Annotated in this window: 16 protein-coding genes; 11 read left to right on the top strand and 5 right to left on the bottom strand. The window is 45.9% G+C overall.

Going from position 1 to position 19,903, the window contains the following annotated elements:
• Positions 1-76 precede the first annotated feature (76 nt).
• A complete protein-coding gene (locus Q3W13_RS16195) occupies positions 77-1,396 on the bottom strand; it encodes an amidohydrolase family protein (RefSeq protein ID WP_302865479.1) in 1,320 nt (439 codons plus the stop codon).
• A gap of 18 nt (positions 1,397-1,414) precedes the next feature.
• Positions 1,415-4,465 (bottom strand): amidohydrolase family protein, encoded by a 3,051-nt coding sequence (locus Q3W13_RS16200; protein WP_302865481.1) that lies wholly within the window; start codon positions 4,463-4,465, stop codon positions 1,415-1,417.
• A 586-nt stretch (positions 4,466-5,051) separates the two neighbouring features.
• Here Q3W13_RS16200 and trmB point away from each other — a divergent pair.
• Together trmB and Q3W13_RS16210 are read left to right on the top strand one after the other, a co-directional pair.
• Positions 5,052-5,699 carry a tRNA (guanosine(46)-N7)-methyltransferase TrmB gene (gene trmB / locus Q3W13_RS16205; RefSeq protein WP_302865482.1) on the top strand — a complete coding sequence of 216 codons (648 nt, stop codon included), beginning with the start codon at positions 5,052-5,054 and terminating at the stop codon, positions 5,697-5,699.
• A gap of 144 nt (positions 5,700-5,843) precedes the next feature.
• A complete protein-coding gene (locus Q3W13_RS16210) occupies positions 5,844-6,176 on the top strand; it encodes an MGMT family protein (protein WP_302865483.1) in 333 nt (110 codons plus the stop codon).
• Between the two features lie 87 nt (positions 6,177-6,263).
• On the opposite strand, the gene Q3W13_RS16215 is transcribed toward Q3W13_RS16210, so the two are convergent.
• A complete protein-coding gene (locus Q3W13_RS16215) occupies positions 6,264-6,608 on the bottom strand; it encodes a hypothetical protein (protein WP_302865485.1) in 345 nt (114 codons plus the stop codon).
• A gap of 53 nt (positions 6,609-6,661) precedes the next feature.
• Positions 6,662-7,027, bottom strand: coding sequence for a VOC family protein (locus Q3W13_RS16220; RefSeq protein ID WP_302865488.1), 366 nt, complete (start codon positions 7,025-7,027; stop codon positions 6,662-6,664).
• A gap of 177 nt (positions 7,028-7,204) precedes the next feature.
• On the opposite strand from Q3W13_RS16220, the gene Q3W13_RS16225 reads away from it, so the two are divergent.
• The 4 genes from Q3W13_RS16225 (at position 7,205) to Q3W13_RS16240 (ending at position 11,928) form a co-directional block, all read left to right on the top strand.
• Positions 7,205-7,558 (top strand): carboxymuconolactone decarboxylase family protein, encoded by a 354-nt coding sequence (locus Q3W13_RS16225; protein ID WP_302865489.1) that lies wholly within the window; start codon positions 7,205-7,207, stop codon positions 7,556-7,558.
• Positions 7,559-7,686: 128 nt separating this feature from the next.
• Complete coding sequence (locus Q3W13_RS16230; RefSeq protein ID WP_302865491.1) at positions 7,687-8,262, top strand: DNA-3-methyladenine glycosylase I; 576 nt, start codon at positions 7,687-7,689, stop codon at positions 8,260-8,262.
• A gap of 199 nt (positions 8,263-8,461) precedes the next feature.
• A complete protein-coding gene (polA, locus tag Q3W13_RS16235; protein WP_302865492.1) occupies positions 8,462-11,272 on the top strand; it encodes a DNA polymerase I in 2,811 nt (936 codons plus the stop codon).
• A gap of 104 nt (positions 11,273-11,376) precedes the next feature.
• Positions 11,377-11,928 carry a Uma2 family endonuclease gene (locus tag Q3W13_RS16240; protein WP_302865494.1) on the top strand — a complete coding sequence of 184 codons (552 nt, stop codon included), beginning with the start codon at positions 11,377-11,379 and terminating at the stop codon, positions 11,926-11,928.
• 52 nt (positions 11,929-11,980) lie between these two features.
• Here the strand turns inward: Q3W13_RS16240 and Q3W13_RS16245 are convergent, their stop codons facing one another.
• Positions 11,981-14,365 (bottom strand): alpha-L-rhamnosidase C-terminal domain-containing protein, encoded by a 2,385-nt coding sequence (locus Q3W13_RS16245; RefSeq protein WP_302865495.1) that lies wholly within the window; start codon positions 14,363-14,365, stop codon positions 11,981-11,983.
• Positions 14,366-14,542: 177 nt separating this feature from the next.
• Between Q3W13_RS16245 and Q3W13_RS16250 the strand changes: the two genes are divergently transcribed.
• From Q3W13_RS16250 to Q3W13_RS16270, 5 genes are all read left to right on the top strand, one after another.
• Positions 14,543-16,936 carry a DUF2339 domain-containing protein gene (locus Q3W13_RS16250; RefSeq protein ID WP_302865497.1) on the top strand — a complete coding sequence of 798 codons (2,394 nt, stop codon included), beginning with the start codon at positions 14,543-14,545 and terminating at the stop codon, positions 16,934-16,936.
• Positions 16,908-18,140: a hypothetical protein gene (locus Q3W13_RS16255; protein WP_302865499.1), complete on the top strand. Its 1,233-nt coding sequence runs from the start codon at positions 16,908-16,910 to the stop codon at positions 18,138-18,140. Before Q3W13_RS16250 ends, Q3W13_RS16255 begins: the two co-directional genes overlap by 29 nt.
• A 315-nt stretch (positions 18,141-18,455) precedes the next feature.
• Positions 18,456-18,638: a hypothetical protein gene (locus Q3W13_RS16260; protein ID WP_302865501.1), complete on the top strand. Its 183-nt coding sequence runs from the start codon at positions 18,456-18,458 to the stop codon at positions 18,636-18,638.
• A 59-nt stretch (positions 18,639-18,697) separates the two neighbouring features.
• Positions 18,698-18,826 carry a hypothetical protein gene (locus tag Q3W13_RS16265; protein WP_302865503.1) on the top strand — a complete coding sequence of 43 codons (129 nt, stop codon included), beginning with the start codon at positions 18,698-18,700 and terminating at the stop codon, positions 18,824-18,826.
• Between the two features lie 317 nt (positions 18,827-19,143).
• Complete coding sequence (locus Q3W13_RS16270) at positions 19,144-19,899, top strand: ROK family protein (protein ID WP_302865504.1); 756 nt, start codon at positions 19,144-19,146, stop codon at positions 19,897-19,899.
• The last annotated feature ends 4 nt before the right edge of the window (positions 19,900-19,903 follow it).

Consider the following 19,903-nt stretch of genomic DNA (forward strand, 5'->3'; position numbering starts at 1 on the left):
CAAAATACTTTCTGGCAGCATAAAAATAGCGATGGGCTTTAAACCCATCGCTATTTTTATAATGTAGAAACACTAACTACAAATCTGCTTTCACGCCATATTTATCAGCAAATTTTCTATAAAGCTGCTTATGCAGATTGTCAAGATTGATATCTCGTCCCTGTATAAATGCACGGTCGACATCGATGGTGATCATATCCAGCGCATCGCCTTTTGATACGAAAAGGTTGGCATCCTTACCTACTTCGAGCGTGCCTGTAGTTTTATCTATACCCAGGATTTTGGCATTGTTAATGGTAATCATGGAGATGGCCTGTTCTTTAGTTAAGCCATAACCCACAGCCTCGCCGGCCTCGAAAGGCAGGTTGCGCTGACGCCAGAAACCGATGCCGGTTAAGCCATACATTACGCCTGCATCCTGCAGCATTTTTGGCAGCTTGTAAGGCAGGTACACATCGTCTTCTTCTTTATCAGGCAGGCGCTGTGTTTCCTTTAATATCACCGGCACATTGTTTTCTTTCAGTGTTTCTGCAACCAGGTACGACTCATTGCCGCCCACAATCACTACCTGTACCCCGTATTTTTTACCAAATGCAACGGCCTGCACAATCTCTTTTGCGCCCTCGGCATTTACAAACAGTTTTTTTGTACCATTAAATAACCCTTTCATCGCTTCCAGGCGGATGTTCTTTACCTCGGGCTTGTCAATATTGGCATAAGCTTTTGCTTCACTGAACAGGTTTTCGATAGCAGCAATAGCTTTCTGCGCTCTTTCCGCCGGTGTTTCCTGCGGAACACCAGGTGTTGGCGCAGCCCTGCGGCGGCCTTGTGCCCTTGCAACCGGCCAGTTCAGATGAATGCCGATATCGGTTTTATAAGCGGCGTCCTGCCAGTTCCAGGCATCCAGCTGTACTACCGATGACATGCCCGGCATAGTACCGCCACCGGTCGGCGTGGGCTGTGCCAGCAAAATCCCGTTTGAACGCACGGTTGGTATTACTTTAGAATCTGTATTGTAGGCGATAATGGAACGGACATTAGGGTTCAGATCGCCTGTTTCGCTATCGTCAACTGTTCCGCGTGCGCCTTCCTCAATTTCAACAAGGCCCAATGTTGTGATTGGGCAGATAAAACCCGGGTAAAGCTGTTTACCGGTGGCGTCAATTACATCAGCGCCCGTAATGCCGGGTGCAGCCCCTTCGCCTATAGCGGTAATTTTGCCTTTATCGAAAGCGATATAGCCGTTATTGATAACCTGGCCATTGCCCACATGTATGGTAGCGCCTTTGATGATGACAGGTTTTGCCTGTGCACGGGCCGGCGAAATGTTGGCCTGCCCATAAGTGAGGACCGCGCTGAGCATTAATCCTCCGAAAAATAAAAATATCTTGTTCATATCAGTTTCTGTTAAGGATTATTTGCCATTTGAATTAATCTGTCCGACACCGTCAATATCACCCGATACAAACTCATCGTCTTCATCGGTCTCATTGTTCCTTGGGCGGCGACCGGTTGGCCTTTGCGTTGCTGCGCCCTTGTTTTTGGCGGCGATCATTTTCTGGATGATCCTTGCTTCATCGGCTTTCATCGCTTTCTGGTTAGCTGCATCCTTATCTATATCCCAGTACGGAATACCATCCACGTAAGTCTTCTCGGCAACAGCGTAGACAGAAAGCGGGTCGGCTGACCATAATACCAGGTCGGCATCTTTGCCAACTTTAATACTGCCAATCCTTTTATCAACGTGCAGCATGGTAGCAGGGTTAATGGTAACCAGTTTCAGGGCCTCTTCTTCGCTCATGTGCCCATAGGTAACCGCTTTACCGGCTTCCTGGTTCAGGCGGCGGGCCATTTCCTCGTCGTCTGAGTTAAAGGCTGTTACCACGCCCATGTCATGCATCAGCTTACCATTGTAAGGAATGGCTTCAGCAACCTCGTTTTTATAAGCCCACCAATCGCTGAAGGTTGAACCGGCAATGCCGTGCGCTTTCATTTTGTCCGCCATTTTGTAGCCTTCCAATATGTGGGTAAAGGTATTTATCTTAAAGCCCATCGAGTCGGCAACATGCATCAGCATATTAATTTCAGACTGTACGTAGGAGTGGCAGGTAATAAAGCGTTTGCCGTCCATGATCTCTACGATAGCATCCAGTTCCAGGTCGCGGCGCGTGTTGCTGTTTTTTGCTAAACGGGCGGCTTTGTATTCTTTGGCACGGGTAAATTCATCGATGTAAACCTCCTCGACACCCATGCGTGTTTGCGGGAAGCGGGGTGCCCCGGTTGAAAAACCATTGTTGCTGCCCTTAACGTTTTCGCCTAACGCGAATTTGATAAAGCCGTCAGCGCCTTCAAACTTCATTTCATCAGGCAATACGCCCCACCGGTGTTTGATCAACTGCGTCTGGCCGCCGATCGGGTTGGCAGAGCCATGCAGAATATGCGAAGTAGTAACCCCGCCTGCCAGCTGGCGATAAAGGTTGATATCCTCGGCATTCAGCACGTCGGCAATTCTTACCTCGGCGCTCACAGCCTGCGTGCCTTCATTAATGCTGCCACTGGCTGCAATATGCGAGTGCTCGTCCACAATGCCGGGTGAGAGGTGTTTGCCTGTCGCGTCAATTACTGTCGCATTCCCCGCCGCCAGATTTTTGCCGATGGCTTTTATCTTGCCGTTCTCTATCAGTACGTCGGTGTTTTGCAGGATACCTTCTTTTTCACTGGTCCAAACGGTTGCATTTTTAAACAGGGTCGTTTCAGCCTTCGGATGTTCGGTAAGGCCATAGGCGGTGAAAGGATAAACCACCGGGCCAACAGCTATCGGCTGTTTTGGCGGCTCGGGGCGTGTGCGTTCAGGGGCTGCAGGACCGCTGTAAGTTGCCGTCCACTTCATTTCAGACCCATCAGGCAGAATACCGCTGCCTGTAAAAGTAAGCGGCGATGTTTTGGTGATGTAACCATTCAGCCTTACGTTTCCGCTTGGTTTGCTTTTTAAATCGAAGTAGATGCTCACCAAATCGCCGGTGCGGGTAAGGTTGCCCTTGGTGCGGGTGCTGTCGGTACCTGTGCGTTCCAGGCTCACATCGTATGTGCCCGGCGAGCCGCCTATTTTTAAGGTTACGCCCGGCAGTGCATCGCTCGAAACGGTATAATTGCCACGCAGGTCGGTTACATCCATTTTGCTAACCACATACTGGCGGCCTTCTATCCAATTTTCATAAATAATATTGTCCTTCTTAAAAAGGTCGTCAGAGGTGATGATAAAATTCGCCAGTTTACCTTTTGCGAGGGAGCCCACTTTGTCGGATACGCCAAGCATTTCTGCCGGGATAGTGGTTAGGGAGCTCAGGGCCTGCTTTTCACTTAAGCCATTATCCATAGCGGTGCGCAGGTTGGTCCAAAAATCGCGGGCATTGGTTAAGCCGTCGGATGTGATGGCGAATTTAATGCCTGCTTTTTCCATTACCGCCGGGTTGGTTGGCGCCAGTTCCCAGTCCTTTAACTGGGTATAGCTTACGTTGCGGGCGTCCAGGGGATCTTCCACATCAAAAGCCTCCGGAAATTTCAGCGGGATAATAAAGCTGCCGCCGGTTGCTTTCATCGCGTCAATGCGGCGGTATTCCTGCCCGTCGGTTTTAAAAATATATTGCTTGCCGAACTCTTTACCTATTTTATTGGCGCGAAGCACAGCCTGCGGGTCGCCGACCTCAAAAACCTGCGGGAGATTCTGGATGCGGTTGAACTCATCCAGCGAAATGTTGTATTCTTCTTTCTGATTTTTATACCATTGGGCGTCATAATAAGTCTGGCGCAGCAAAGCGATAGCGCCCATCAGCGATGACGGATAATTGGTTGTCGCGGTGCCTTTGCTGAAAGAATAATTGGCGGCGGCTTCGTCTTTCAGCATCAGGAAGTTTTCGCGCTCATCACCAAGGGTAACTACTGCCGACGTGCCGCGGGCTATGCCATCATCAATTACACTGTGGACGGTACCGAAGCCATTCTTTTTAAAGTCCTCTGCCTTTTTCTCATCGGCACGAAAGATGGCTTTGGCGTTCATCTCCGGGCGGATAGCTTCGTTCCATCCGTAAGCGCCTGGTTTGGTCGACACGCGAACCGCAGGGCGGCCAAAACCAAAGCCCTGCCCGAACGCCTGCCTTGGCGCTTCGGGAATACCATAAGTAGTATAGGCATCAATCAGGCTGGGGTAAATGTACTTACCTTTCAGGTCGATAGTTACATACCCTTTGGGGATTTTAACACCGGCGCCAACGGCTTCGATCACACGGTCTTTCACCAGGAGGGTGCCGTTGGTGATGGTTTGATCGGGGTTAACTACAATGTTTGCATTGGTGAATGCATACTGGCCGGGCCGGATGTCATAAGGGCCGTTTACCGGGAATGTCTCCTGTGCCCGGCAAAGCAGCGCAAAGAATAAGGCGCAGCAAAAAAGTAAAAGTTTTTTCATATAAATAAGTGGGTCAGTTTGTTGGGAATAAATATATTAAACATTAGCGGATACGCTGAGGGGCGCGCCGGGATTGTCGTGGATTTGTTACAATGTTTGAGTCCGTAAGTCAGAAAAGTCGAAAAGGGCATTATCCTGATTCTGTAGATGGGCCAAATCCGTTTAGCCCGTAACTAAAACCGGCCTGAAAACGGGCATAATGCGTTTTGCCTGTAACAAAAAGGACTCCGATAACAGGCTAAAGCTTTTTTGCCCATCTACAAAAACAGCCCGGAAACGGGCTAAAACGGTTTTGCCCGTTCGGTTCAAAAACCGCCTTTAAACGCTACCCGCTAAATAAAACCATAAATTTCGATCAGGTCTTGAGCGATTTTAACTTGCAAAAACCGAAAAAAATTTTTTGTAAAATCTGCGCGAGGCCTTTTCTGCGTGAAAAATTTCAAAGAATAAGGATTGGCTTACCACAAAGATACAGATAAGGTTGGCAAAAGCGCTGACAGTGTTTTGTCAGCAGCGTAATAATGTTAAAGATTATCAAAGGGATTAATTTAGCCAAAACATTATTTTTGCACCCAAATTTTTTAAAGTGGGAAAAGATAAATTACGCCGTTTTGCCGAGGTAGCAACTTTTGCTAACGTGGTACAGTTGGATGCAGGCAAACCGTTTAAGGGGCAATGGAGCAAAAGCTTTTTTAAAAATGATAATCCATTGGTGCTGGAACTGGCCTGCGGCAAAGGCGAATACACCGTTAACCTGGCCACCATGTTTCCCGATAAAAATTTCATTGGTATCGACTATAAAGGTAACCGCATCTGGCGCGGGGCTAAAACGGCTTTGGAAACCGGCGTGAACAACGTTGGCTTTCTGCGGATCCAGATAGAAACGTTGCTGGATTATTTCGCACCCGGAGAAGTAGATGAGATCTGGATAACCTTTCCCGACCCGCAACCCCAGTTAAGCCGCGAGAAAAAGCGCTTAACATCCGGACGTTTTTTGGAAATGTACAGGTCAGTTTTAAAACCGGGAGGCTTTGTCAACCTGAAGACCGACAACGACGGCCTGCATGCCTATACCGCCGAAAAAATTGCCGAAACAGGCTTAAACCTGCACGTAAAAACGGAAGACCTTTATCGGTCAGAACATGCGGATGAAGTACTGTCGATAAAAACCTACTACGAGAAGAAATATCTGAAGGATAATAAGAATATTAATTATCTTAAGTTTTCATTTTAAAGATTTAACTTTCCAATTTTCGTCATTGCGGCGAGGAACGACGAAGCAACCCCGTCGGTATACATGGTCGCCATGCAAAATTGGTTAACATTGCGACGAGGTTGCTTCGTTCCTCGCAATGACAAGGTTGTTATTATATAGTCTATGCCAGAACCCAACTTTTTCGAAAGCGTTTACGAAGTAGCGCGCCTGATCCCAAAAGGCAGGGTAACCAGCTATGGCGCTATTGCAGCGCACCTGGGCACAAAAGGATCATCACGTATGGTAGGTTGGGCCATGCAAGCCGCAGGCGGCGCGCATCCGCCGGTTCCGGCACATCGTGTGGTAAACCGGGAAGGCGTATTAACTGCTAAATTTCATTTCGGTGGTAACCTGATGCAAACGCTGTTAGAAAATGAAGGCGTAAAAGTAGAAAACGACCAGGTGCAGGATTTTAAAAATGTGTTTTGGGACCCGATGACAGAGTTGGCGCTCTGATATCCTGACAGTAATTTTTCGTTTCTCCATAAAAAACACGAATCATATTATCTTCAATTCGTGTCTTTAAATCAGGAAATAATTTCTTTACAGCTTGGTCATGCTATGCGCACTGGTACCCTTATAATCGGTTACCAGCCAGGTAAGCAGGATGCAGTTACCGAATATTACGTAAAATAATTTGCCGTCAGCATTGTTGTCGAACAGGGTGTAAGCCAATATAATTGATGTAACGCCGATCATGAACTCAAACACTTCATGTACTTCTATCGGGATAATCTTAAAGCTTGTTACAAAAGCCAGCGCGGAATAGGCCACACCAAGTGCATAGGTCAGCAATCCCAGCGTTCCGGGAAAACCGAAAATCACAGGCGAGGCCAGCAGGAAAACGCATACCAGGATATCAATTATCTCGTGAACTTTTTTCGACATGAATTTCATAACAATCTTTGGCTTTAAAAGGCTAATTTATTTTTAATAGTCACCTATTGATTAATCATTTGTAATAGTTCTGTGCGGTTGCCGAACGGGTCGATAAACGAAAATCTTAACCGGCCGGGAATCTCACATTCTTCTATCACTTTTACGTTGTTAGCCTCCAAATGTTTCGCAGCCTCTTCAAGATTTTTAACCTCCCAGGCCATATGCCGCATCGATTGCGGCTTGGGTGGTTCGATGCCAATGTGAAGCTCGATATTTGATACCTGGAACCAATAGCCGGGGGCGCCAAAAACATCAGGGCGGCAGATCTCAGGAAGGCCGATTACATCAGCATAAAAGCGCCGGGCCTCTTCCAGGCGTTCCGGCGGGACGCAGATATTCACATGGTCTGCACGGAGAAATTCAATCATTTGAATGCGGATTTCGGAAGTTTAATTGCGGATTTTTTTAACGTCTGTCCAGTCAATTAAAAAGTTAAATTGAAATGAACTTTCAGTGTGCCTAAATTAATGATATTTGCCTTTAATTCAGAAACCGGAGAGCTGAATTCCGAATTAAAAAATCAATCATTCACTAATTATCCACCCATGGGAAAACTTATAGACGATTTTGAAAGCTACCGAACCAGGATGAACGCCCGGATAATGGAGTCGTCCAACACCAACATTAAACGTTTTTTTGCTTTAGACACCACCACTTATGCCGATGGTGCGCTCGACGTAAAGACCAAGGAGATGCTTGGGCTGGTTGCCTCGATGGTGCTGCGCTGCGACGATTGTATAAAATATCATCTCGGCAAATGCCATGAAGCCGGTGTAAATCATGAAGAAATGAACGAGGTGTTTATGATCGCCAACCTGGTTGGCGGCTCAATTGTGATTCCGCATTACAGAAGAGCGGTGGAGTATTGGGATGAGCTGAACTCAAGTCTTGAGTCCTGAGTCAAAAAAAGATTTTAATTCAGAAAAATATATATTACCAACGATAATACATCGGATTAAACCAGCTAAGCGAAGAGGTGACGCGTTTACTGATTATATGATGAACAATCCAGATAAATTCAAATAAAATGACTCAAAACTCAAAACTCAAGACTAAGGACTTGATTCGCTGCCACTGGCCGGGAAACGACGAACTCTACATCAAATATCATGACGAAGAATGGGGTAAGGAAGTTCATGATGATAAAATACTGTTTGAGTTTTTAATACTTGAATCGGCCCAGGCTGGTTTGAGCTGGATAACCATATTGCGCCGCCGTGAAAATTACCGGAAGGCATTTGCTGATTTTGATGTAAACAAGGTTGCAGCGTTTACTGATGCGGATGTTGAGCGCCTGATGCAGGACGAAGGCATCATCCGCAATCGTCTGAAAGTACTGGCCGCAATAAATAATGCAAAGCTGTTTATACAGGTACAGAAGGAGTTCGGCTCTTTTGATAAATACCTGTATGGCTTTATGCCCGATGGTAAACCTATTAATAATACCACCGGCTCGACCCCTGCCAGCACGCCGATTTCTGACGCCATCAGCAAGGATATGAAAAAGCGCGGCTTCAAATTTTTTGGCACAACAATATGCTATGCCCACATGCAGGCCACCGGTATGGTGAATGACCATATACCCACCTGTTCATTTAAGTGATTAAAGCGATTTTAAAAAAAAGGTTACACCGGTTACCCAAATAACCAATCCTGATACGGTCGGCCAAATCTATTTTCAATCGGTGAAATCACTTAAAGATTGTATTTTTGAAAACATCGTTTATGAAATCGCCTTTCGACGAAATGTAATCTGTGCAATCGGTGAAATCATTCCCAAATCGGTGTAATCAAAAATAATTATGAAGAAGTTATTCCTTTTAGATGGCATGGCCCTTATTTACCGGGCGCATTTTGCACTAAGCAAAACACCACGCTTTACCTCAGGCGGGTTGAACACCTCGGCGGTAATGGGCTTTACCAATACCCTGCTGGAGGTTTTGCGCAAGGAAAAACCTACCCACATGGCCGTGGTTTTTGATACCGACGCGCCAACAGAACGTCATACCGACTTTGCTGATTATAAAGGTCACAGGGAAGCCATGCCGGAGGATTTGAGCAAAGCCTTACCCTACATTCAAAAAGTTATACTTGGCTTTAATATACCCGTTATTACCTCTGACGGTTATGAAGCTGATGACATCATCGGCACCCTCGCCAAAAAAGCAGAAGCGCAGGGCTACCAGGTTTATTGCATGACCCCTGATAAGGATTTCGCGCAGCTGGTGTCTGATAATATCTTCATCTACAAGCCTGCCCGCATGGGCAACGAGATGGAGATACTGGGTGTAAAAGAAGTACTGGCGAAGTGGGAGATTGAGCGCGTGGAACAAGTGATAGATATTCTTGGTCTTTGGGGCGATGCGGTGGATAACATCCCTGGCATCCCCGGCATCGGCGAGAAAACCGCTAAGGCGCTGATAAAACAATATGGCTCAATGGAGGAGATCATCGCTCACAGCCATGAACTGAAAGGGAAGCAGCGTGAGAATGTGGAGCAATTTGCTGAGCAGGGTTTATTATCAAAAAAACTGGCCACGATTAACCTGGGTGTACCGGTTGAACTGGACGAAGCGGGCCTGGAAATATGTGCGCCAAGCAAAGATTTATTGGAGCCATTGTTTGCCGAACTGGAATTCCGCACCCTGGGCCGCCGCGTTTTCGGCGACGATTTCAGCATTACTGAAACCAAAGCTGTATCGGTACAAACCGATCTCTTTGGCAGTCCGGTTGCAGAGGGCCGCACCTCTATGACGGTTGATGTGCAGGATATTTATGAACCGCCTGCACCAGCGGATATAAAAAACATTAATACCGTTCCGCATGAATACCATCTGGCGGATACCTTTGAAAAACGAGCTGAACTGATCGGTCTGCTCAGGACGCAAAAAACGTTTTGTTTCGATACAGAAACTACCGGCACAGACGCAAACCATTGCGAGCTGGTAGGTTTGTCGTTTGCCATAAAACCGGGCGAAGGATGGTATGTACCTGTCCCTCCGGATCAAAATGAAGCTACAGCCATTGCGCAGGAATTTAAGCCGGTACTGGAAGATGCTTCCATCGGTAAAACCGGACAGAACCTTAAATTCGATATCCTGATGCTGAAATGGTATGGCGTGGAAGTAAAAGGCGACCTGTTTGATACCATGATGGCACACTACATTATCGACCCGGATACCCGCCATAACATGGACATACTGTCGGAAAATTACCTGGGGTATAAACCGGTAAGCATTACGGAGCTAATTGGCGCCAAAGGCAAAGGCCAGGGCAATATGCGCGATGTGGAGATAGAAAAAATAAAAGAATATGCAGCGGAAGATGCGGATATCACCCTTCAGCTCCGCACTGTTTTCGAGCCGAAACTTAAGAACGCCGAGGCTGAAAAACTGATACATGAAGTAGAGCACCCGTTGATTTATGTTTTAGCCGACATGGAATATGCCGGGGTACGTATTGACGATAATACGCTGAAAGATTTTTCGAAAGAACTGGAGGGCGATATCGCCAGGCTTGAAAAAACGGTTTACGAAAAGGCCGGCGTGCGTTTTAATATTGCCTCCCCCAAGCAACTAGGCGAAGTGCTGTTCGAAAAGCTGATGCTCGATCCCAAAGCCAAGAAAACCAAGACCGGGCAGTATCAAACCGGCGAAGATGTGCTGCTTTCGCTTGCCTCCAAAAGCGATATTGTGCGTGACATTCTGGATTACCGCCAGTTGCAAAAACTAAAATCAACTTATGTAGACGCACTGCCTACGATGGTTAACCCTAAAACAGGCCGCGTGCACACCTCATATAACCAGGCGGTAGCTGCCACAGGCCGCTTAAGCTCAACCAACCCTAACTTACAAAATATCCCTATCCGCACAGAGCGCGGCCGGGAGGTAAGAAAGGCATTTATCCCGCGGGATGAAAACCATACTATTGTGTCTGCGGATTACTCGCAGATAGAGCTGCGCATCATTGCCGAGATCAGCAAGGATAAAAACATGATGGATGCCTTTGTGAATAACCTCGACATCCATACCGCCACTGCCGCAAACGTGTACGGGGTTGCCCTTGACCAGGTAACCGGCGACCAGCGCCGCAATGCCAAGGCTGTAAATTTTGGTATCATCTACGGTCAGTCGGCGTTTGGTTTATCGCAAAGCCTGGGCATTCCGCGCAAAGAGGCTGCTGAAATTATAGAAAACTATTTCCTGCAGTTCCCGGGCATTAAAAATTATATGGCAGATACCATGAACTTTGCGAGGGAGAACGGTTATGTATGTACCCTGATGGGCCGTCGCCGCTACCTGCGCGATATCAACTCTGCTAATGCAACCGTGCGTGGCTTTGCCGAGCGAAACGCTATTAACGCCCCGATACAGGGCTCGGCGGCCGACATGATTAAGATCGCGATGATTAATATCCACCGCGAATTTTGCGCTAAAAATCTCGGCTCACGCATGACCATGCAGGTGCATGACGAATTGGTTTTCGATGTGCCTTTTAACGAACTGGATATCGTAAAACCCATCATCATGGATAACATGAAGAATGCCATTAAAACTACTGTACCGATAATGGTGGAGATTGGAACGGGCATGAATTGGTTAGAAGCGCATTGATTGATAGTAAGGGACTGAATGAGTTCGGTCAGGTTGATTAAGTTAAATTGTGTACAACAATTTCCAAATTGAATAAGTTATATTTGTGATAGAGGTTAAAAATTATGAACACCGGACATAAATATACAAAGCATATACCGGAGGTGCCGGAAACAGCGCTTGATATTTACCGCATGTTGCCGGAGGGAACACGTTGTGAAGTGATTTTTAACGAATTAATTATGTCGCCATCTCCTTCATCACAACACCAGTTTTTACTTTCCGACCTTCACGGACTTTTATATGATTTTCTGAAAGGAAAAAATATAGCGAAAGCCGTTTTATCGCCGTTCGATGTATATTTTGAAAATTACGTTTCGGCGGTGCAGCCGGATCTTATTGTTTTGTTAAACGAGACTCTGAACAAAGTAGAAAAAGATGGCCTTTATGGAGCTCCGGATATTGCGATTGAAATTCTTTCGCAAAATAAGAGCCACGATACCAAACGCAAACGCGCGCTATATGAAAAGGCTGGTGTTAAAGAATATTTTATGATCGACCCGGAAAATAAAAATGTAACCTTGCTTACGCTAAATGCTTCGGGATTCTATGAGCAGACTTATGAGGAAACCGGCGTGCTTAAATCCCGCGTAATAGACTGCAATATTACCTTTTAAGGGTTAAAATTCAGCCTAACGAAGCTTTTGAAACTTCGTTAGGCCCGGGTAACTATATCCGGAAACTATTATCCCCTGCTTTTAATAAATAAGTTTTACCCTTCCAAACAAATGTTCCGCTTGTTTTAGCAGGAAGCATAATACTTATATTCCACTTGCTGCCATTCGTTTTGTAAGCAACCGATAATTTGCCATTCGGATGCGGGATCTCGCCGCTGGCTGTTTTTATATCTCCCAGATGCGGCTCAATTTTTACTTTGGCAAAGCCCGGCGCACGACTGTCGATACCCAGCACCGTTCTGAAAAATTCAATGTTCGGGCTGGCCCCCCACGCATGGCAATCAGAGCGGCTGTTGGGCAGATCGGATATTTCGGCCCAGGTAGTAAGGCCCATTTTGATGTTGTTGCGCCAAACATCCAGCCACTTCATATAATCATTACCCAGACCGCCTCGTACCAGCGCCAGGTGCATATAATATTTAAAGTAGATGGTACATTGAGTTAGCGTAGTGTCGCTTAAAATTTTGCGGCACAGGGCCGGCGCGCCGGCCTCGGTCATCACACCGGTTAAAATAGCCATCGAATTGGCATGCTGCGAAAACTTGTCCTTGTCTTCAGTGTCACCGTATAAGCCTCTTGCTGCGTCCCAGTATCTTGCCTGGATAGTCTTTTTTAATTGTGCGGCCTTTGCTTTATATAAAGCCGCGTAGGACGGCATTCCCAATTTTGCTTCCATTTCGGCCGCCTGCTGATAGGCCATCAGCAGTTGCATATCCAGTATGGATGAACCGCCTTTGCTCCCCTTCGGCGGCATGCCATAATCCCAGCCGCCGGACCAGTCGACAAATGTCCAGTATGGCGTATTTTTCAATGAACCATCTGCCTGCTGGTATCTGCTGAAGAAATCGAGCACGGTGCGTTCGCCGGCCAGCTTTTCTTTTACAAAATTGCTGTCGGGGCGGTACATCCAAAAATCATGCAATACACCAATGTACCACAGGGAAAATGTCGAAATGATCTGCGGACTGTATGACGGGTGCCGGCTCAGGGTCAACCCTTCGGCAATCCGCGAATGATCCATCAGGTTGATGGCATTACGGGCCAGCCTGTCGTCGCCGCTGTTGTAGTACGATATCATCATTTGTATGCGTCCATCACCAATATATTGTAATTGTTCGTAATACGGGCAATCCATATAGGTCTCAATGGCATCCATGCGCGCAGTACGCCAGCCAATATCAAGTATCTGCTGCATTTCGGGATTGTCGGTAGTTAATTTTGCATTCAGCCGGAATGGATAGCCGGTTGACGTGCCGTAAATGTCGTCAATAACCAGCGGTTCATCTTTGGTGTGCACAATCAGGCGGATATAGCGATATGTGCGCCAATACAGAGAGTTGAATACCTGTCCGTCGCTTCCATCGCTTATCAGGCTGTCCTTGCGGCCGGCAAAATCCTTGCCATCCACATCGTTCCTGTTGCCCTTGCGCGAACCGTATTTTTTCAGGTTATCAAAAAGCGCCTCGTTATAACAAAGCGATATGCCCGCATCTTTTCCCTTACTGAAGTTAAGCGTAACATACGCATTGGTGAGGTAAGTTTGGTCGAGCAGCAAAGTGGCAGGGGTATTGGCAGGTATGGTCAACTGAGTTTTTGTCGCGGGGAATGAAGCCGGAACGGTAACCCCGTCAGCTTTTCGCAATGAGGGTATCCGTTGATAAACCCTGTCCATCTGTGGTATTACTGAGGGCACCAGCATCCAGCCGAAGGCATCGGCCATACCCTTGGGCTTGCCATGCTCCATTTGCCCCGCGGTTGGCCAGTTGCTGTCGTCCAGATCCGGCGACATGGCATTCTTTACCGTCTTGCTTTCATCGATCAGCTCTCCGGGTCCTGCCACATAATATGCGCCATAACCAATACTGCCGCTAATGGGCTGATAGGCTTTATCGCGGATGCACTTCCAGCTATTGTTGGTATTTAATATCTCTTCGGCAGCAGTTTTACCTTGCAAAATAAATGCGGTGCGCAACGATATTTGCGCCTCGGGCCGGTATTCAGCCTCGTTCCACACAATGGCCGACACGGTATTTTTTCCTTGTTTAAGGTACGGTGCAAGGTCCGCCTTTTCATAGTTCCAGTAATAAGTATCGCCGCGGGCAGGCCCTAATGAAACCAGCGTACCATTAACATATAATTTGTAGCGGTTATCCGCCGAGACGTTTACGATGAAAGACGCCGGTTTGCCAGCCAGGTTGATACTTTTCCTGAAATAAAAAATGCCATAATCCCGGCCGGTTTCATTTTTAGCGGCTATCCAGTAAGCGTTCCAGGGTTTGGTAAGGATAGTTTCATCCGCAGCATTAACCTGCGCATTACAGGGACGGACCAGCAACAGACTGCCGGCAACAAATAAAGTTGCTAAAATTGATCTCATGGCTTTGGTTTATATTCCTAAAGTAATCAGGTTTAAATATATAAATCATCCTTTACTGTCTTGGTGTTTTGTTATGTTTATTAACGCAGGGTGTTACCCTGGATGAAACGGGCCAGTAGGCTCCAAAAGTTTTTTTCTAACCAAAAAGTCTATCTTTATTTCACCAACCTGACACTAATGGATGTTTTAAATGCGATATTACTGATAGTAATACTGATTGTAATTGTAAGTCACCGTTCCGCCCTCAGGGAAAAACTTGAAGTGCTGGAATACAAACTTATTGAAATACAGAACCTTTTAGCCAAAACGCAGCACGAGAATAAAATGGCTGAGAAAAAGCAGCCTGAGCAGCCTACGGTTGCTGTGAGGCAGCCCGAGCCGGTAAAGCCTCCCGAGCCGCCGAAACCCGTACCAGTAGCGCTGCCAACACCTCCGGTAGAAATAAAACCCCAGCCTGTTGTCGAAAGGCAGCCGGAAGTAATTTCGGATAGCCTGTCGTCTATTCGTAAGCGAGTGCTTGTTCCTCCTCCTGCACCGCAGATAGTTAAAAAGGCACCCTCTTTTTTTGAGCGCTACCCCGACCTTGAAAAATTTATCGGCGAAAACCTGGTCAACAAAATTGGTATCGCTATACTGGTGCTGGCCATTGGCTTTTTTGTAAAGTACGCTATCGATAACAATTGGATAGGTTCGGTAGGCCGCGTGGGCATTGGCATTGTATGCGGTGGTATATTAATCGGTTTTGCACACCGTTTGCGAAATAGCTACAGGGCATTTAGCTCGGTGCTGGTTGGCGGCGGTTTGGCGGTGTTTTATTTTACCATCACCCTTGCCTTCCAGGACTTCCACCTGTTTACACAGATTGTTGCCCTGGCTATCCTTATCGTTATCACCGTTTTTGCGGTAGTTCTTGCCTTGCTTTATGACAAGCAGGAACTGGCCATAATAGCTTTGGTAGGCGGTTTTGGGAGTCCATTTATGGTGAGTAATGGCAGCAACAATTATAACGGCCTGTTTATATATCTGCTGGTGCTGAATGCCGGCTTGCTGATAATTGCCTTATATAAAGCATGGCGCATTCTTAATATTACATCGTTCGGGTTATCTGTATTGGTATTTGCAACGGTATTGTACGCGCTCAATACTAGCACCTATGTTATAGGCTTAAGATTTGCCACCATCTTTTACCTGCTGTTTTTTGTTATCAATATTATTAACAACATTCGCGAAAATAAGCGCTTCCTTGCTGCTGATTTTACTATCTTGCTGGTTAATACGGCGCTTTACTTTGCAACCGGACTGTACCTGCTTACCGAAATGGGCCTGCCGCAATACCGCGGTCTGTTCAGTGCGAGTTTGGCAGTGATTAACCTCGTGCTGTCGTACGTGTTATTCCGTAACCGTAAAGTAGACCCGAACGTTCTTTACCTGCTGATTGGCATAACACTCACCTTTATCTCGCTTACGGCGCCAATACAGCTGCACGGTAATTATATTACGCTGTTCTGGGCTTCGGAGACGGTACTTCTTTACTGGTTGTATCAAAAATCGGGTATTAAACTGATGAAGCTTACCTCGGTTGTTTTATGGTTTGCCATGCTGGTTAGCCTTGTGATGGATTTATTCCAAATCTATTCGGATACAAGCATTCCGCTTACTATCATCGCTAACAAGGGCTTTATCACTACTATTATTGCCGCCGTAAGCTCGTACCTGATGTATATTTTGGTGATGCGGGATAATGATGCCGGCATATATGGAATTATTATCAGCAGCCGGGTTTATCGCATAACCGCATTAGTACTATTGTTCATCAGCGGCTTGCTTGAACTTAATCATCAGGTATCACATTATTACCCGTCTGCCAGCCTTAATATGGTGTACTTATCGCTGTATGTTTCGGTATTTGTGTGTTTGTTAAATGCCATATCTGCCAGGTTAAACAATATCAAATACAATGGCTCCGCCGGGATTATCCTCACGGCCATCACTATTGCTATTTACCTCTGCTGCAACGGCATATGGTTCGACGTGCTGAGGCAAATGCTTGTCGCCAATACACCTAACGTATCTCACTTTATCGTGCACTGGCTAAGCGCGGTAGTTATCGGTATGCTGATATATAATTTTATCAGCGCATGCCAGGAAAAGCTGGAAGAAAGCGCAAAGCCCCTTATTTCGTGTGTAATAGCTGTGGGCATAATGATATTCCTGAGTATTGAGTTTTGCTTACTGAGCGAGCTGTTGTTTTATTCAAAATCAAACAATATCGAAAAAATACAAACCGTCTACATAAAAACTGCACTGCCGGTTTTGTGGGGACTGCTGTCGTTTGCATTTATGTGGGTAGGTATGCGTTTAAAATATAAAACCCTGCGTATTATTTCGCTCACGCTTTTTTCAGTTACGCTGCTCAAGCTATTTTTGTTCGATATTGTAGATATACCGATTGCGGGGAAAATTGCAGCCTTTTTCTGTCTGGGCGTGCTGCTGCTGATAATTTCGTTTATGTATCAAAAAGTCAAAAAAATATTAGTTGAGGATGAAACAGCATCTAAGAAAGATGAATAAGCGAGGATTGTTATTTGCGGTATGTTTTATGGCGATGTTATGCGCATCGGCACAAAAAACTTTCAAATACCAGGCTAAGCTGGATAGTGTTAAGTCTACCGGTTTTTATAAGATAAAGTTATCGCCGGCCTTCTTAGCAAAAAGTGACGCCGGCTTTACTGACATCCGTATCATCGATAACAAAGGGAACTTTGTGCCTTATATGACCTCAGACAATTTGCCGCGTATAGACAGCGAAGTGTTTGTTACTTTTCCTGAATTGAAGCAGAAACCCGATACCGGTATTTCTTACACTTTAGAGAACGTTACCGAGCAACCCATTAACAAGCTGTGGCTCAAGCTCAGGAACACCGCAGTAAAACGTACCGTAAACCTGTATGGCAGCGACGACCAGGAGCAATGGTTCGCTGTTGATGAAGATATTCCGCTACAGTCATCAACACAGGATAATGGTGGCAGCTATACGCAGTACCTGGCATTCCCGGCAAGCAACTATAAATATTTTAAGGTGCTGATTAATGATAAGCATAAAGCCCCCCTTAGCTTTTTGATGGCCGGGGTATATGCTAAACGTTCGGTTGTAAACAGCTATAGCGACATACCGATTCTAAAATTAGATAAGGCGGATAGCGGCAAAACGACTCATATTATTATAAGCCTTGCCGATAATTACCTGGTAAATACAATAATGCTCGATATCGACAACCCTAAATTTTATAAACGCAATGTTACCGTTTATGCCTGGAACAAAATGGGGCGGGAACAGGTGACGGCTACAGATGTAATGTCGGGAAAAAACGGGACGATATTTATGGATGCCAAGACCAATAAATTAGAGCTTGAAATAGATAACGGCGATAACCCACCCCTGCATGTGGCCGGTATCAAGCTATCGCAGGCAGATAATCCTATTGCTGCCTACCTGCAGGCAGGAAAATCGTACAAATTGCTTACCGGCGATGCATCAGCCGCCACCCCGGTTTACGACCTGAAGTTTTTCACCGACAGCATCCACGCACAGTTGCCGGAGATATCAGGCGGCAAGGTTGAACAAAATGAACTGTTGGCTAAACCTGGGATTAAGGCAAACGCACATGACTACACTGTTATAATCTGGATGGTGATAATAGGCGCATTACTGCTGCTTACGTTACTCACGGTGAAAATGACTAAAGAGGTAAATAAAAGGAATAGCGGGGTGTGATACCGGGTTTCAGAAATCGGAAACCTGTCCACATTGCGCAGGCGATACCCTTCGCTGACGGATTGTGCCCTGTCGGTGCGAGAATATCCTCTTTATATATGGGCGATTTACAGAAGACCTGAAGGGGGCACCACCATCAGCGATGGACATCGCCCGTCGTGAAGCTAAATGTTTCGAACATACAAGGTTTCTGACCATCGTTATAAAAAAGGGCGCATAAGTTTAGAAGCGATTTATTTATCGCCTAGCAATTTCCCATCTTTCGCAAACTTTTTAACTTAATTTCGCAACATAATTGGATTAAATGCAGTCTTAATGAAAATTTTCTTTTATATCCTGATAGGCGTCGCCGCAATCATATTGCTAACCATAACAGTTTTTAACTACGACCCGAAAACGGAAACCTGGACCAGCATGCTATTCGGGGCGGCTGTAGGTTACGGACTGTACAAAATACCGTCGGTTATAAGGAATATCAAGCAAAAAAGAGCTAAATAATAAGCATGTTCTCCAATCCAAGGCAGCCGATTATTTTATTTGTATTAAGTTTCGCCGGCATGATGCTCGGGCTTATGCTTAAGGTATTGCACTGGCCCGGCGGTCAATTAGTTACCGGCAGCATGATCATGGTTCAGATTATCGCTATCGTCTGGCTGATAATTGTAGTGGCGAAAACTAAAGACTGAGGTAATGATAACAGTCATATATCCGCATTCGCTGCTTCTGTTTCTTCTAAATAGCGGCACTTAAAGCCTTTCAGCTTTCCCCCTTTTATCTCTCCCCCGTTTTAATCCACAAATCCTAAATATGCGCGCTCATTTGCCAGCACACTGTCAAAACCCCAAAAGCATGACATAAGGAAAACAATGGCCTAAGGCGTATGTTGTTACTTTGACATCGATATTTGTGCGCAATTATTCATACTATATATCAGATAAATATTGATATTTACAGCGCAAAAATCATTATTCAATTATTCGTACACTTTCTGCCGACCAATTTAATGAAATCAACCCCGCAGCAACTGAAAGTACTCTCCATTGATATCGGAGGCTCACACATTAAAGCAACGATTTTAAACGAGCAGGGCGAATTGCAACGGAAGTATGAAAAAGTACCTACGCCTGTTCCTGCCAGTCCTGAAAATGTGATCAGCTCCATCAAAACGCTGGTAAAGGATTTTCCCGAATTCAACAGGATTTCAGTAGGCTTTCCGGGCTACGTGAAAAACGGTGTAATTAAAACCGCCCCTAATTTAAGCAATGAGCTTTGGAAAGATTTTGACCTGGCTAACAAGCTGAAGGAGGAATTAGGTAACGATTGCCGAGTGGTTAATGATGCGGACATGCAGGGGCTGGGCGTGGTTGATGGTAAGGGACTTGAGTTAGTAATTACACTGGGCACCGGCTTCGGTACGGCATTGCTGCTTGACGGCAACCTGCTGCCTCATCTTGAATTTGCCCACCAGCCGGTTGGCAAAACAAAATCATACGATAAATATATCGGCGATATTGCCCGCGAAAAGGAAGGCGATAAAAAATGGAACAAGCGCATGCAAAAGGTATTTGCTACCCTTAAGACTGTTTTTAACTACGACTTTTTGTATATCGGCGGCGGCAACTCAGATAAGCTTAATTTCAAGCTTGATGAAAACATGAAGATCGTATCGAACGCTGATGGCATAAAAGGCGGTGCGCGGCTTTGGAAACAGGACAGCGCACCGGCAACAATTGAAACTGTAAAAATTAAAAAGAAATAAACTA

The sequence above is a fragment of the Mucilaginibacter sp. L3T2-6 genome (assembly GCF_030519355.1).
Taxonomy (GTDB): Bacteria; Bacteroidota; Bacteroidia; order Sphingobacteriales; family Sphingobacteriaceae; genus Mucilaginibacter.